The organism is Streptomyces sp. NBC_00466 (assembly GCF_041433995.1).
Classification (GTDB): domain Bacteria; phylum Actinomycetota; class Actinomycetes; order Streptomycetales; family Streptomycetaceae; genus Streptomyces.
The window spans coordinates 279,281-292,617 of the sequence record NZ_CP107896.1; the positions used below are offsets into that span (position 1 = coordinate 279,281).

Here is a 13,337-nt window from a genome sequence, read left to right on the forward strand (position 1 = left end):
GACGAGGGCGGACGAGATGGCCGAGCAGCACACCTACCGGGTCATTGTGCGGGGCACCTGGGACGGGCTGACCGACGATTCACGGACCCGGCTGCTCGCCGAAGTCGACGACCACGGGCTGACGCAGATGCACTTCACCGAGCAGGGCTCCCTCACCTACGACAGGGTTCTGAAGCACTTCTCGTTCCGCTATGTCGTCGTCTCCGACGCGGCGGACGGCGAGGAGATGGCGGGCGCCATCGCCGAGGACCGGGCCGAGACCGCGCTGAAGGAGCTGGGGCACGGCTTCGGGCCACTGCGCTCGACCGTGACGGACATGGACACCATGAAAATCAACCGCAAGGGCCGCTGACCGGGCCGACGCGGTCGGGGCGGTCGGGAACGGTCCGGAACGGTCCGGAAGGCGGGTCCCGAGCGGTCCGGTCCGGAAGACGGCCCCGGCTCCAGAGGGCAGAGTCCAGGGGTCCGTCCGGCGGGCCCGGGGATCCGGCGGGCCCGGGGGCCCGTTCGGCGGTGCCGCCGTCAGCGGACCGTCATCTCGGCGGTGAACGCCCAGCGTTCGTGGTCCCGCCAGACCCCGTCGATGAAGAGGAAGTCCGGCGAGTACCCCTCGAGCCGGAAGCCGGCGCGGCGGATCAGCGTCAGCGACGCCTCGTTGGCGGGCTGGATGTTGACCTCAAGGCGGTGCAGGCCGAGCGGGCCGAAGGCGTACGCCATCACCAGGCGCAGCCCCTCCCCCATCAGGCCCCGGCCGGCGGCGTGCGCGAACGCGCCGTATCCGAGCGCCCCGCTCCGGAACGCGCCCTCGACGATGTTGTTGATGTTGATGAACCCCGCGATGCGCCCGGCCGCCTCACCCTCCCGTTCGCAGACCAGGAAGCCCGCCTTGGTCGGGTCCTCGATCAGCCGCCGCGCGTAGACCAGGAAGCTTTCGGGGTCGGCGGGCGGGGCGAGCCAGGGGTGGTGCAGTTCCCTGCTCTCCCGTACCAGTGCGGTGAACTCCCCGGCGTCCTCGTACGAGAAGGCGCGTACGCCCACCCGGGGCCCCGAGGCCAGATATTCGGTCGTGTCTGACATCGGGCCAGATTAGACCGCCCGGGGCGCGCGCTACGGGTGGCCCGGGTTCGCGCCCCGGCGGTTCAGATCAGTGCCGGGACGTCCAGGGTGAGGGTGCCCGCGCCTGCGTCCAGGACCGCGGGTACGCCGAGCGGCATCGTCTGCGCCGTGGAGCAGTGCCCGAAGCCGAACTCCCCCGCCACCGGGACACCGAGACCGCCGAGCCGGTCCAGCAGTACCTCCCGCACCTCGTCGCCCGGGGTGCACTCCTCCCAGGAGCCGAGAGCGATGCCCGCGACGCCGTCCAGCAGGCCCGAGCGGAGCAGCTGGGTGAGGATCCGGTCGATGCGGTAGCCCTCCTCACCGATGTCCTCGATCAGCAGCAGCCCGCCTCGCCCGGTGGGACGGGCGTGCGGAGTGCCGAGTTCGGCGGCGAGGAGCGAGACGCAGCCCCCGAAGGTGATTCCGGCCGCCCGGCCCGGGACCAGGGTGCGGGCGGTGCCGAGGCCGAGCGTGCGGACCGTGTCGGGCTCGAACAGCGTGGCGCGCAGGGATTCCTGGGTCTCCGCGTTCTCGATGAAGCTGAGCGCCGCGGTCATCGGGCCGTGCAGGGTGGAGAGCCCCATCCGTACCGCGAACGCCTCGTGCAGCGCGGTCACATCGCTGTAGCCGACGAACACCTTGGGCCCGGCCGCGCGCATCGCCGCCCAGTCCAGCAGATCGGTCATGCGCTGCGCGCCGTAACCGCCGCGTGCGCAGAGGACCGCGGAGACCTCCGGGTCGCACCAGGCCGTCTGGAGGTCGCGGGCGCGCGCCTCGTCGGCGCCCGCGAGGTACTTGAACCGCGGGTGCCTGTCGAGCACATGGGGCATCACGACCGGGTCCAGGTCCCAGCCGCGAAGGATGTCGAGCCCCGCCGTGAGCCGGTCCTCGGGGACGGGCCCGCTGGGCGACACAACGGCGACCCTGGCACCCGGCCGCAGCCGGGCGGGCCGGGTCAGCGGCACCAGGGCGGGTGCCGCGATGCCGGGCGGCGTGGGGCCGGGAGCCGCCGGGGACCGCGCGGCGAGGGACGACTGCGTGAGGGACGGGGATGTCAGGGGCGGCGGAGGGGTGGACGGCGGCGTGAGGGACGGAGGTGTGATGGGCGGCGGCGTGAGGCTCATTGCTCCAGCTCCAGGGCGGGTACGTCGGGCCGGTCGATGCCGAAGGTCTGTGCGTACAGGGAGAGTTCGGCCTCCAGCGCGCGGACCATGGTGTCGGCCCTGCGGAAACCGTGCCCCTCGCCCTCGAACGTCAGATAGGCGTGCGGCACGCCCCGGCCGGCCATCCGGTCCAGGAACCGCTCGCACTGCACCGGCGGGCAGATCACGTCATCCAGCCCCTGGAGCAGCAGGAACGGCGCTGACACCCGGTCCGCGTGCTGGGCGGGCGAGCGGTCGTGGTACCGCTCGGGAACCTCGGCGAGCGGCCCGATGAGGGTCTCCAGGTACTGGGACTCGAAATCGTGGGTGCCGTCATCGGACGCCCAGTCGGTCAGATCGAGGATGGGATACATGATGGTGCCGCAGGCGTAGACACCGGACGACGCCAGCGAGGCGGCCGAGGTCCAGCCGCCCGCGCTGCCGCCGCGGATCGCGAGCCGGGCCGGGTCGGCGGTGCCCTCGTCCGCGAGCGCCCCGGCGACGGCCGCGCAGTCCTCCACGTCCACGACGCCCCACTGCGCGCGCAGCCGGTTGCGGTACTCCCGGCCGTAGCCGGTCGAACCGCCGTAGTTCACCTCGGCCACGCCGATGCCGCGCGAGGTGAAGTAGGCGATCTCCAGGTCGAGTACGAGCGGCGTACGGCTGGTGGGGCCGCCGTGCGCCCAGACCACGAAGGGCGGCAGCTCGCCGTCGGGTGCGGTCAGGTCCGGGCTGTGCGGCGGGTGGATGTGGGCGTGGATCTCCCGGCCGCCGGGCCCGGTGAACGTACGGGTCTGCGGATCGGGGTAGTAGGCGGGATCAACCGCGTCCCGGTGCGGGGAGCCGATGACCCGGATATGGCCGGTACTGGTGTCGAGTTCGACGATCTCGAACGTGGAGCGCGGACTCGCCGCGAGGCCGACCACCTGGCTGCCGTACGCGGACAGGGCCGGGGCCCACTCGCTCCAGCGGCCCGGCGCGTCGACGAGTTCGCCGGTCTCCGGGTCCAGTACGCCGAGCGCGGTGCCGCCCGCTCCGTGGACGACGGCGATCAGCCCGCTGTCCAGCGGCTCGAACCACTTCTGGCCGATCTTCCAGAGCGGTCCGCCGAACTCCTCGTCGCGGGGGCAGAGCGCGACGGCCGCGCCGTCCTGGTCAGCCCGGTAGAGGTTCCACCAGCCGGTGCGGTCGGACGCGAACAGCAGCCGCCCGTCGGCCGTCCAGCCGACCTGCGCGACGGACTCGCCGGGCCCCCCGGCGAAGTGCCGGGCCCCCTCGAAGAGGCCGTCGTCCGTGACATCGGCGACCATGACGTCGGTCCCGTCCCACGGCATCCGCGGATGATCCCAGCCCAGCCACGCGGCGCGCCGCCCGTCCGGCGAGAGCCGTGCGCCGGTGACGAAACGGTGCCCCCCGTCGGAGAGTTCGCGTACGGCAGCCCGGTCCCCGGCAGCGGAGCCGTCCAGCGGTACGGCCGCGAGGACCCGGCGCACGTCGGTGGGCGAGCCGCCGGTGAACTCCTCCAGTACGCACCAGACTTCGCCGCGGTCCAGGTGAATCTCCGGGTCCACCCAGCGCAGTCCGCCGCCCACGACGGAGACCGGGGTGAGCGGCCTCGGCTGCCCCGTGCCGTCCTGCGCGTCCGGCTCGTACGCGTAGAGCCGCTGGTCGGCGAAGTGGACGAAGACCACGAGCGGTCCGCCCGCGGGCCGCACCGCTCCGGCCCAGGGCTGCCCCCCGTACTCGATGACCCGGCTGCGGACGTTCCACGGAGCGGGCAGGGCCGTCTCCTCGCGGCCGTCCGCCCGCCGCCGCACCAGCGCGCGCCGGCCGCCCTCGGCGGGGCGCGGCGCGGTCCACCACACCTCCTCGCCGACCGTGCCGACGAACTCGGGACGGCCGTCCTGCGACGCCGCGAGGGCGGCGTCGATCGGTGAAGGCCACGTTCCGTAGGCCCCGGTGGATGCCATGCTGCCAACTCCCCTATGCGGTACGCAGATAGTGATCGAGCACCCGGACACCGAAGTGCAGTGCGTCCACCGGCACCCGCTCGTCGACCCCGTGGAACAGGGCCTGATAGTCGAACCCGGCGGGCAGCCTCAGCGGCGAGAAGCCGTACCCGGTGATCCCCAGCCGGGAGAACTGCTTGGCGTCCGTGCCCCCCGACATGCAGTAGGGCACCACATGCCCCTCCGGTGCGAACTTCTCGACGGCCGCGCGCAGTTTCGCGTACGTCGGCGAGTCCACCGGCGCTTCGAGGGCCACCTCGCCGTGGTCGAACTCCCAGTCGACGTCCGGCCCGGTGAGCCGGTCGAGCGTCGTGCGGAACTCGTCCTCGCCGCCGGGGAGCATCCGCCCGTCGACGTACGCCGTCGCGCGCCCTGGGATCACGTTGACCTTGTAACCGGCTTCCAGGATCGTCGGGTTGGCGCTGTTGCGGACGGTCGGCTCGACCAGCGCGGCTGCCGGGCCGAGCTTCGCGAGCAGCGCGTCCACGTCGAAGTCCGGTGCGGTGGTGTCGGTTTCGATGCCGTGCAGCGCGGCGATCTCGGTGAGCGCGGCCCGCACGGTCGGGGTGAGCCGCACGGGCCACTGGTGTTCGCCGATCCGGCCGACGGCGGCGGCGAGCCTGCTGACCGCGTTGTCCCGGTTGACCTTGGAGCCGTGGCCGGCCTTGCCGTGCGCCGTGAGCTTCAGCCAGGCGGTACCGCGCTCACCGGCCGCGATGGGGTAGATGGGCAGGTCGGAGCCCGCGTGGAAGGTGAAGGCACCGGATTCGCTGATCCCCTCGGTGCAGCCCTCGAAGAGTCCGGGGTGGTGGTCGGCGAGGAAGCCGGAGCCGTCGACGGCGCTCGCCTCCTCGTCGGCCGTGTAGGCGATGACGATGTCGCGCCGGGGGCGCACGCCCTCGCGCGCCCAGGCCCGCACCACCGCGAGGACCATCGCGTCCATGTTCTTCATGTCGATGGCACCGCGCCCCCAGACCACACCGTCGCGGATCTCACCGGAGAACGGGTGCACGGACCAGTCGTCCGGTTCGGCGGGCACCACGTCGAGGTGACCGTGGACCAGCAGCGCGTCCGCCGACGGATCGGTGCCCGGGATCCTCGCGACCACATTGGTCCGCCCCGCGGTGCGCTCAAGCAGCGTCGGCTCGATCCCCGCACCGGCCAGGCGCTCGGCGACGTACTCCGCGGCGGGCCGCTCCCGGCAGTCGCCGCCGCCCCGGTTGGTCGTGTCGATCCGGATCAGTTCCGAGGTGAAGTCCACCACCTCGTCGAGCGCCCGGGCGTCCAGCTGGACCGCCGCCATCGGGTTCACGTCAGCCATACTGTTCCTCCACCGCGGACGAGACGAGCGTCGTAACCGCCTTGAAGGTCCGAATGCCCTCATACATCGTCGCGCTGGTGTACGCGACACGCCGTTCGGCCGTCCGCCGGACCCCCGGAACGACGCTCGCGGCACCCACCAGATGCTCCGCGTCGAACTCCAGCTCCACCGTGAACGACGTACCGGTAACGGGTTCGTGGCGCACGGCGAGCGCGGTGGCTTCCGCTGCGGCCGACCGGATGTCGGAGGCCGTACGGGCCGGGGTGCGGCAGACCGCCGCGTACCGCGAGACATGGTCCTTCACCGCCACCGTACGGGCCCGGGGCGCGTAGCCCAGCGCGTCGGCGCAGGCCAGGTCGTCGCCGGTGACGAGCACCACGGGGACTCCGTACTCCGCGACGACATGTGCGTTGAGAAGGCCCTCGCTCGCCCGTACGCCGTTGAGCCAGACCCCGGTGATCGAGTTGGCCAGGTAGGTGTGGGCGAGTACGCCCTCCATGCCGGCGCCGGTGTGGTAGCCGACGAAGGCGATCCCGTCGACATCGCCGTGCTGGACGCCCTCCACCATGGACAGCGACTTATGACGGCCCGTGAGCATCTGGACCCGCTCGTCGAGCTGCTCGATGAGCAGATTGCGCATGGACCAGTGGGCTTCGTTGATGAGCACCTCGTCGGCGCCCCCGTCGAAGAAGCCCAGGGCGGCGGCGTTCACGTCGGACGTGAACAGGGACCGGCAGCGTTCCCACTGCGCGCTGCCGGGCAGCACGTCACCGGGCCAGGTCACACCGGTCGCGCCCTCCATGTCGGCGCTGATGAGGATCTTCATGCCTCGAAACCGTACGCGCTGCCGAGCCGCCTCGGCCACAGCTGTGGATAACTATCGGTGGTCCAGACCAGTGAACTCACCTCGTATGGCCTACGACCAGCCCTTTCCGCGGAAGCGACCGGTCGTACTACTGACGGGCCTTGCCACCGGAAGCGGCCAGGCAGCCTTGCCGGCCGGCCGCGGACTCCGCCCGTCCCGGGCACCGCGCGCCCCTGACCGCACGGTGCCCGGCCACCTCACAGCGCGGCTGCTCCCGCCCTCGCTCCGTCAGAACGTGGGGCGGACCGCCCCGACCGGCTCGCCGTGGCCGAGTACCGGCGCGGTGGCGAGTGCCCGAAGCGTCTCGTCGCCGTCCACGTCCACACCGAGGTGGCGCAGCGCGGCGACCATCACCACGGGCCGGGACCGCTGGGAGCCGTCGGCGATCTTGAGCGACACGGCGGACCCGTCGGGCAGGCCGAGCGCGTACACGCCCTCGGCGCCGTCCTTGACGACGGCCCCCGGCAGGGCGCCCATGATCCGCGTCACGTCCCGGCCGGTGCCGCCGACGTACTGCGGGTGTGTGTTCATCGCGCGGGCCACGCGCTGTTCGAGACTGCCGTCCGGTGCCGAGGCCAGGCGCCCGAACGCCCGGCCGAGACCCCGCAGGCTGATGGCGAACAGGGGCGCGCCACAGCCGTCGATCCCCGTGGCGGCGACCCGCTCGCCCGCCAGTTCCTCCAGCGTCTCGCGCAGCACCACCTGGAGCGGGTGCTCCGGGTCGAGATACGTGGCGGTGTCCCAGCCGTTCACGACGCAGGTCGCCAGCATCGCGGCATGCTTGCCCGAGCAGTTCATCGTCAGCGGCGAGGGCTGTCCCCCGCCCGCCAGGTACGCGCGCAGCGCGCCCTCACCGATGGGCAGGGCTGCCGTGCAGCGCAGCGCGTCCGTGCCGAGCCCGGCCGAACCGAGTATCGCCCGCACGCCGTCCAGGTGGATGTCCTCCCCGGAGTGGCTGGCGCAGCCCAGGGCCAGGAGTTCGCCGTCGAGGCCGAGCCCGGCGCGGAGCATGCCGAGCGCCTGGAGGGGCTTGTTGGACGAGCGCGGGTACATCGGGGCGTCGACGTCCCCGATCCGCAGGATCTCCGAACCGTCCGGGCCGGTCGCGAGGACCGTCCCGTGGTGCACGGACTCCAGGAAATCCCCACGCCAGACCTCGGCCACCACGGTGTGCATCAGATACGTCCGCCTCTCCAGTTCGAGTCAGGTCGAGTCAGTTCGAGTCAGGTCGATTCAATTGAGTCAACTGTCGACAGTTATCACTTGGCATCGAACCTGTCGAATACGAAGGCGATTTCGCCAACCACCCTTGACACCTGCGGAAACGTGGCTGTCAACTGTCAACACTTTGGCGGTCCAGAGGAGGCGTTCCCCGTGAGTGAAACACTGCAACGCGGACTCGCCGTCCAGATCGCCGAGGTGCTGCGCGAACGCCTGCTCGGCGGCCACCTGCGGCCCGGGACCCGGATCAACGAGGTGGTTCTCGCAAGGGAGCTCGGCACCAGCCGGGGTCCCTTGCGCGAGGCCGTACGGCAACTCGCCAGCGAGGGGCTGCTCGTGCACAACCCCAACCGCGGCGCCACGGTGTTCGCGGCCGAACCCGACGATGTCCGGGCCCTGTTCGAACTCCGTACGGCGCTGGAGACGACGACCGCCCGGCTCGCCGCGGAGCGCCGCGACGAGAAGGACGTCGCCGCGCTGCGCTCGGCCTGTGCGCGGGCGCGGAAGACCATCCAGAGCGGCCGGCGCTTCGTGCACCGGCTGGACCTGGACTTCCACCGGACCCTGACGGACACCGCGCGAAGTCCCCGCATCGCCGAGCAACTGTGGCGGGTGCAGCAGCAGATCATCCTGCTGCGCAGTCCGCTGGACGTTCCGGCGGCCCACACGGCCGACTCCCTGGACGACCACGAGGAGATCACCGCCGCCGTCGCGGACGGTGACGGCGTGCGCGCCGCGGCGCTCATGGATCTCCATCTCGGCCGGGTGCGGTCCCACATGGCAAGCGCCCCGGCCGTCGGCTCACCCCTGACGGGCCCGGCCGCCGGCTGACCCCTGACGGGACAAGTCCCGTCACCGTCGGGCGGGTGCCTCCGCGCTCCGGCGCGGTTCACCCTGCCCTTTCCGCCTCCGGCCGGTGTTCCCCGGCAACCGGTCCGCTCCCTCCTCCCCCGTCACCCTGCCGAACCGTCCGGCCCCGCCGGGCCACTGGAGTACCCGAAATGACCGAACCCTCTGCCGTGGCGGCGCCCTCGCGCGAGCGCCGCACCCCCGGACTGCTCGTCGCCGCACTGCCCGTGGTGCTGATGCTGGCCCTCATGATCGTGGGCACTCTCCGGTTCGACCTCGACCCCGTGGTCCTCCTCGTCGCGGCCTGCGCCGTCACCGGCGTCATCGCCCGGTGGCTCGGCGTCACCTGGAACGAGATGCTCACCGGCATACGGTCGAAGATCGACGACGCGATGCCGGCGCTGCTGATCCTGATCTCCATCGGCATGCTCATCGGCACCTGGACGCTGAGCGGGACGATCCCCATGATCGTCGACTGGGGCCTGAAGGCCATCCAGCCCTCGTGGATCGTGGTGCTGGCGTTCCTGATCACGATGGTCGTCTCGACCGTGACCGGCACCTCCTGGGGCTCCGTCGGCACCGTCGGCGTCGCCCTGATCGGCGTGGCCGGCGGACTCGGTGTGTCCCTGCCCATGACGGCGGGCGCCATCATCTCGGGCGCCTACTTCGGCGACAAGATGTCCCCGATGTCGGACACCACCAACCTGGCTCCCGCCGTGGCCGGTTCGAACCTCTTCGAGCACATCCGGCACCTCCTCTGGACGACCGGCCCGGCCGCAGTGCTCTCCTGCGTCCTGTACCTCTTCCTGGGCCGCACCCAGCACGCCGACGGCCATGCCGCCCAGCGCACGGTGGCCCTGCGGACCGTGCTGGAGCAGGGGTTCCACTTCAACCTGCTGCTTCTCCTGCCGCCCGCGGCGGTGCTGGTGGGCGCCATCATGAAGAAGCCGCCCCTGCCGACGATCCTCGTCTCGTCGGCGGTCGCGGGGATCCTGGGCGCCGTCTTCCAGGGCTTCTCCCTCCAGCAGATCGGCGCCTCCGCCTCGACCGGCTTCACTACGTCGATGCTGAGCGGCCACCCCCAGCACCTGTCCGCGGCGGCGGACACGCTCCTCAACCGCGGTGGCATGTCGTCGATGGCGTCGACCATGCTCATCGGACTCGCCGGCTTCGCCTTCGCGGGCATCCTGACCGAGACCGGCTGCCTGGACGTCCTGATGCGCCGGCTGCTCACCAAGGTCCGCCGGACGGGCGGAATCGTCCTCGCCACCTCGCTGACCTCGGTGGGCGCCGCTCTCACGATGGGGGTCTCGTACCTGACGATCATCGTGCCGGGCCAGGCGTTCCGCGAGATCTACCCCGAGCGCGGGCTCGCCCCGAAGAACCTGTCGCGCACCCTGGAGGACTCCGGGACGGTCTTCGTACCGCTGGTGCCGTGGACCGAGGCCGCCACCTACATGTCCACGACCCTGGGCGTCGCGACGATGGCCTACGCGCCCTACGCGTTCCTCAACTACTTCGGCGTGATCATCGCCGTGATCTGCGGCTACACCGGCCTCGGCATCGCCCGCCAGGAACCGGTACGCAAGGCCGCCGAGGTACCGGTGCCGGCCGCCGTCTGAGGGCCGGCCCTGGTGAGCGGGGCCCGCCGGCTCCGGCCGGAAGGTGTTTCCGGCCGGAGCCGCGCACAACCGCCGGTCCAGCGGCGCCCGGGTCAGCCGAGTCCGAGGGCACTCATGGTCTGGTCGGCCATGTGCTGCTCCCCGAGGGCGTTGGGGTGGACGGGCACGATGTTCCGCCCGAACAGGAGCGGCTCGATCCACCGGGTGCCGACGGCCTTGCACGCGTCATGCCCCTCGGACGCCTGGGAGAAGTCCACGTAGACGGCTCCGGTCTCCTGGGCCGCACGCTTGACGGCGGCGTTGAGGTGCGCCTGGATGGCGCGCAGATAGGGCACGTCGCCGGAGGCGATCGGGAGCTTCGCGAAGCAGGACGGGTCGGCGGTCGCGGGCGTGATCCAGGGGTAACCCAGCGCGGCCACCCGGGCGTTGGGCGACTTGGCGCGGATGTTCCGCAGTGACTTCACGAGCGCGGGATAGGTGTTCGCGTCGATCTGGTCCTCGAACGAGGAGCCGTTCTTGTCCTTGCAGGGGCTGCCCTTGCCGCCGCTGAGGACGCCCGCGGTGCCGCAGGCCAGCAGGGCGTTGATGAACGTGCTGTTGTCGTTGCCGCCCATCGTGAACGTCACCAGGTCGGTGCCGGCGCTCAGCGCGTCCGTCTGGGGCGCCACTCCCGGGTACTGGGATTCGGTGAAGTCCTTGGTCTGAGCTCCGCCGCAGGTCACGTCCTTGAGATGGGCGCCCGTCGCGGAGGCGATGTCGTGGGGGTAGTTCGCGGTGGAGCGCAGGCACAGCAGGTTGCTGGTGTCGATGGGCAGAATGCCCGAGCCTGCGCTGTAGCTGTCGCCGAGGGCGACGTAGTCCAGAGGCGACGTGGCGTGTGCGGTGGCGCCGGTGAAGCCGGCGGTCAGCGCACCCGCCAGAGCTGACGCGACCATGGCATGGCGGAGCTTGGGCATGTGCTCTCTCTTCTCACGAGGGGCGGAGGCGCAGCCGCAACGGACACGGCCGGCCTTCACGAGAAAAAGCGGCTTGAGCAAAAGCAGGCGACAGCACCGCCGGCGCGCGCGCCTTTGGCCATGGAGTACCGAATACGGGATTACCGTCGGGTACTACCGATAGGTAATGTGGCCCAACAGCGCTCAGGGGTCAACGGTGTTGGCAGCGGTTTCTGAACGTTCCTCCGCTCCACGGCACACCGACACGTCGGCAGGCGAACGGCCGGCGTCTCGTCATCCCCATCGGCGGTGGCCGGGCAGAACCCAGCCACCACCAGAAGGACCAGAGGTCTACGCCGGTGGAGGCCGGTCGGTCTGGGCCCAGGGAGGCCCGGTTGGTCTGGATCGGCTAACTTTCCCGGATTCGGCACATCCACGGCCCTCCACGGGGAATACCGGATCAAATCGACTCCTCTCCCCCCGGGGCGCACTGATGGCGACTGCTCTGTTCGCGCCGGACACCCGGCGCCCGATGGTGCTCGTCGCGCAGATGGTGCTGGTGGCCGCCGCCTACTACGGATCGGCGCGCCTCGGCCTCCTCAGAGAGGTGCTCGTCGACGGTGCGGTGATCACGCCGCTCTGGCTGCCCACCGGTGTCGCGCTCAGCGCCCTGCTCTACATGGGGCTGCGTGTCTGGCCCGGTATCGCCGTCGGCGCCCTGCTCTCCATCGCCACGATCAGCAACACCCTCACCAAGCCCGGTGTCACCATCGCGGCAGGCAACACTCTGGCTCCCGTCTGTGCGTTCCTGCTGCTGCGCAGGGTGGGCTTCCGCCCGGAGCTCGACCGGCTGCGGGACGGCGTGAACCTGGTCTTCCTGGGTGCCATGGCGGCGATGCTGGTCAGCGCCTCCATCGGCTGCGGGACACTGGCGGCGACCGGCCAGCTCCCCCTCCGGGACTTCTGGCCGGTCTGGGCGGCGTGGTGGACCGGTGACGTGACGGGGGTACTCGTGGCCACCCCGGTACTGCTGGTGCTGCGCAAGGCCAGGCTCCCCCGGGCCACCGACAGATGGCTGGAGGCGAGCGCGCTGGCCGTCGCCGCGGTCGTGGTCACCCTGCTGGCCACGCGGAACTCGATCCCCCTCCTCTTCCTCGTCTTTCCGCTGCTCATCTGGGCGGCGCTCCGCTTCCAGCTGCCCGGCAGCGCACCCTGTGCGTGTCTGGTCTCGGTCTTCGCAGTGCTCGCTGCGACCGAGTACAGCGGCCCCTTCCGCCACCGGAGTCTCTACGAGGCGACGGCCAATGTCGCGGTGTTCAGCGGCTCGGTGGCGCTGACCGCCCTGCTGCTGGCCGCGATCGTCACCGAGCAGCAGAACATCCGCAGCAAGATCGAGCTGGCCTGTGTGGAACTGGCCGACCTGGTCGAGCAGCTCGCCCCCGGGCAGATGGACATCCTGCCGCCCGCCGGCGACGAGCCCGGCTGACCCACCCGCCCGGCCGGGTCAGCCGGCTCGGTGGCCTCAGGAAGCCGCAGCGAGCACGAACCAGCGCGCCGGCAGCTCGATCCGGGTGCCGTCAGCCATGTGTTCGGTCTGGGCCAGCGCCGTGTCCCCGCTCGCCAGTGCCGTCAGCCCCGCGCCGATGAGCAGCTCGGGCACCTCCTCCTCGGAGGCGTCGGCCGGCTTGAGACCGTGTTCGATGACCTTGCGCAGCTTCGCCGGCGGCCCGCCGGGACCTGCCGTCGCCTTCTGGAGCACCTCCTTCGACTCGGGTGTCAGCTCCACGACGAAAGCCCGCCCCCGCTCGCCCAGCAGCGCCGCGACGGCCGCGGCGACTGCCGGGCGCGCCTCGGGTTCGCTCTGGTGGATGACCGCGCGCATATAGACGTTGGTGTCCCCGATCCGCCGGCTCAGCGCCCGGACCGCGTCCGCGTCGACCAGGTCGAGCTGAGCGAACTCGGCCACACCCGCGGTGTCGGCCCGGCGCGCGTGCCCGATCGCGGCGTGCGAGAGGTCCACCCCCAGCGCGCGGGCGAAGACGGTGGACAGATAGCGGGTCTGGGTGCCGTTCCCGCAGCCGAGGTCCACGACCGGCAGTGAGGTGTCGGCGTACGGCAGCAGCAGCTCACTGTGCGGTACGGAAGTGAGCGACGGATCCGAGTCCCAGATCGCCTCGCCCGGAGTGTCCGATGTGGTCGACCAGAACCCTTCCCACGACTCCCGGTACTGCGGCGACACGTGCATACGTACTCCCAAGTCCCTTGCGCCCTCGGT

The 13,337-nt window shown here is 71.4% G+C and carries 12 protein-coding genes; 4 read left to right on the plus strand and 8 right to left on the minus strand.

The annotated features are described in order from the left end of the window. The first annotated feature begins 16 nt into the window (after window positions 1-16). A complete protein-coding gene (locus OG210_RS01235) occupies window positions 17-352 on the plus strand; it encodes a DUF6204 family protein (protein WP_328333536.1) in 336 nt (111 codons plus the stop codon). Window positions 353-522: 170 nt separating this feature from the next. Here the strand turns inward: OG210_RS01235 and OG210_RS01240 are convergent, their stop codons facing one another. The 6 genes from OG210_RS01240 to OG210_RS01265 all read right to left on the minus strand — a co-directional run bounded on the left by OG210_RS01240 (window position 523) and on the right by OG210_RS01265 (window position 7,611). Then, a complete protein-coding gene (locus OG210_RS01240; RefSeq protein WP_328333534.1) occupies window positions 523-1,077 on the minus strand; it encodes a GNAT family protein in 555 nt (184 codons plus the stop codon). A 62-nt stretch (window positions 1,078-1,139) separates the two neighbouring features. After that, entirely contained in the window at window positions 1,140-2,222 is a 1,083-nt protein-coding gene (locus OG210_RS01245; protein ID WP_371534817.1) for an LD-carboxypeptidase, read from the minus strand. Beyond that, window positions 2,219-4,210 (minus strand): prolyl oligopeptidase family serine peptidase, encoded by a 1,992-nt coding sequence (locus OG210_RS01250; RefSeq protein ID WP_371534819.1) that lies wholly within the window; start codon window positions 4,208-4,210, stop codon window positions 2,219-2,221. The genes OG210_RS01245 and OG210_RS01250 overlap by 4 nt, the downstream gene beginning before the upstream one ends. A gap of 13 nt (window positions 4,211-4,223) precedes the next feature. Beyond that, window positions 4,224-5,570 carry a M20/M25/M40 family metallo-hydrolase gene (locus tag OG210_RS01255; protein ID WP_328333530.1) on the minus strand — a complete coding sequence of 449 codons (1,347 nt, stop codon included), beginning with the start codon at window positions 5,568-5,570 and terminating at the stop codon, window positions 4,224-4,226. Continuing rightward, the gene (locus tag OG210_RS01260) at window positions 5,563-6,396 is read right to left on the minus strand and encodes a M55 family metallopeptidase (RefSeq protein WP_328333528.1); all 834 of its coding nucleotides are present in this window, start codon (window positions 6,394-6,396) and stop codon (window positions 5,563-5,565) included. The genes OG210_RS01255 and OG210_RS01260 overlap by 8 nt, the downstream gene beginning before the upstream one ends. 267 nt (window positions 6,397-6,663) lie before the next feature. Then, window positions 6,664-7,611, minus strand: coding sequence for an asparaginase (locus OG210_RS01265; protein WP_371534822.1), 948 nt, complete (start codon window positions 7,609-7,611; stop codon window positions 6,664-6,666). Between the two features lie 198 nt (window positions 7,612-7,809). Here OG210_RS01265 and OG210_RS01270 point away from each other — a divergent pair, with 198 nt between their 5' ends. Both OG210_RS01270 and nhaC read left to right on the plus strand, forming a co-directional pair. Then, window positions 7,810-8,487, plus strand: a complete 678-nt coding sequence (locus OG210_RS01270) for a GntR family transcriptional regulator (RefSeq protein WP_328333524.1) — start codon at window positions 7,810-7,812, stop codon at window positions 8,485-8,487. A gap of 170 nt (window positions 8,488-8,657) precedes the next feature. Then, window positions 8,658-10,127, plus strand: a complete 1,470-nt coding sequence (nhaC, locus tag OG210_RS01275) for a Na+/H+ antiporter NhaC (protein WP_371534824.1) — start codon at window positions 8,658-8,660, stop codon at window positions 10,125-10,127. A gap of 92 nt (window positions 10,128-10,219) precedes the next feature. Here nhaC and OG210_RS01280 read toward each other — a convergent pair whose 3' ends face one another. Continuing rightward, window positions 10,220-11,083 carry an SGNH/GDSL hydrolase family protein gene (locus OG210_RS01280; protein WP_328333520.1) on the minus strand — a complete coding sequence of 288 codons (864 nt, stop codon included), beginning with the start codon at window positions 11,081-11,083 and terminating at the stop codon, window positions 10,220-10,222. A 472-nt stretch (window positions 11,084-11,555) separates the two neighbouring features. Here OG210_RS01280 and OG210_RS01285 point away from each other — a divergent pair, with 472 nt between their 5' ends. Next, window positions 11,556-12,548, plus strand: a complete 993-nt coding sequence (locus OG210_RS01285) for an MASE1 domain-containing protein (protein WP_371534827.1) — start codon at window positions 11,556-11,558, stop codon at window positions 12,546-12,548. A gap of 36 nt (window positions 12,549-12,584) precedes the next feature. Here OG210_RS01285 and OG210_RS01290 read toward each other — a convergent pair whose 3' ends face one another. Beyond that, window positions 12,585-13,307 (minus strand): class I SAM-dependent methyltransferase, encoded by a 723-nt coding sequence (locus OG210_RS01290; protein ID WP_371534829.1) that lies wholly within the window; start codon window positions 13,305-13,307, stop codon window positions 12,585-12,587. Between the last annotated feature and the right edge of the window lie 30 nt (window positions 13,308-13,337).

Coding starts and splice junctions, on each gene's coding strand:
- OG210_RS01235 (WP_328333536.1), top strand. CDS start 17: ATGGCCGAGCAGCACACCTACCGGGTCATTGTGCGGGGCACCTGGGAC.
- OG210_RS01240 (WP_328333534.1), bottom strand. CDS start 1,077: ATGTCAGACACGACCGAATATCTGGCCTCGGGGCCCCGGGTGGGCGTA.
- OG210_RS01245 (WP_371534817.1), bottom strand. CDS start 2,222: ATGAGCCTCACGCCGCCGCCCATCACACCTCCGTCCCTCACGCCGCCG.
- OG210_RS01250 (WP_371534819.1), bottom strand. CDS start 4,210: ATGGCATCCACCGGGGCCTACGGAACGTGGCCTTCACCGATCGACGCC.
- OG210_RS01255 (WP_328333530.1), bottom strand. CDS start 5,570: ATGGCTGACGTGAACCCGATGGCGGCGGTCCAGCTGGACGCCCGGGCG.
- OG210_RS01260 (WP_328333528.1), bottom strand. CDS start 6,396: ATGAAGATCCTCATCAGCGCCGACATGGAGGGCGCGACCGGTGTGACC.
- OG210_RS01265 (WP_371534822.1), bottom strand. CDS start 7,611: ATGCACACCGTGGTGGCCGAGGTCTGGCGTGGGGATTTCCTGGAGTCC.
- nhaC (WP_371534824.1), top strand. CDS start 8,658: ATGACCGAACCCTCTGCCGTGGCGGCGCCCTCGCGCGAGCGCCGCACC.
- OG210_RS01280 (WP_328333520.1), bottom strand. CDS start 11,083: ATGCCCAAGCTCCGCCATGCCATGGTCGCGTCAGCTCTGGCGGGTGCG.
- OG210_RS01285 (WP_371534827.1), top strand. CDS start 11,556: ATGGCGACTGCTCTGTTCGCGCCGGACACCCGGCGCCCGATGGTGCTC.
- OG210_RS01290 (WP_371534829.1), bottom strand. CDS start 13,307: ATGCACGTGTCGCCGCAGTACCGGGAGTCGTGGGAAGGGTTCTGGTCG.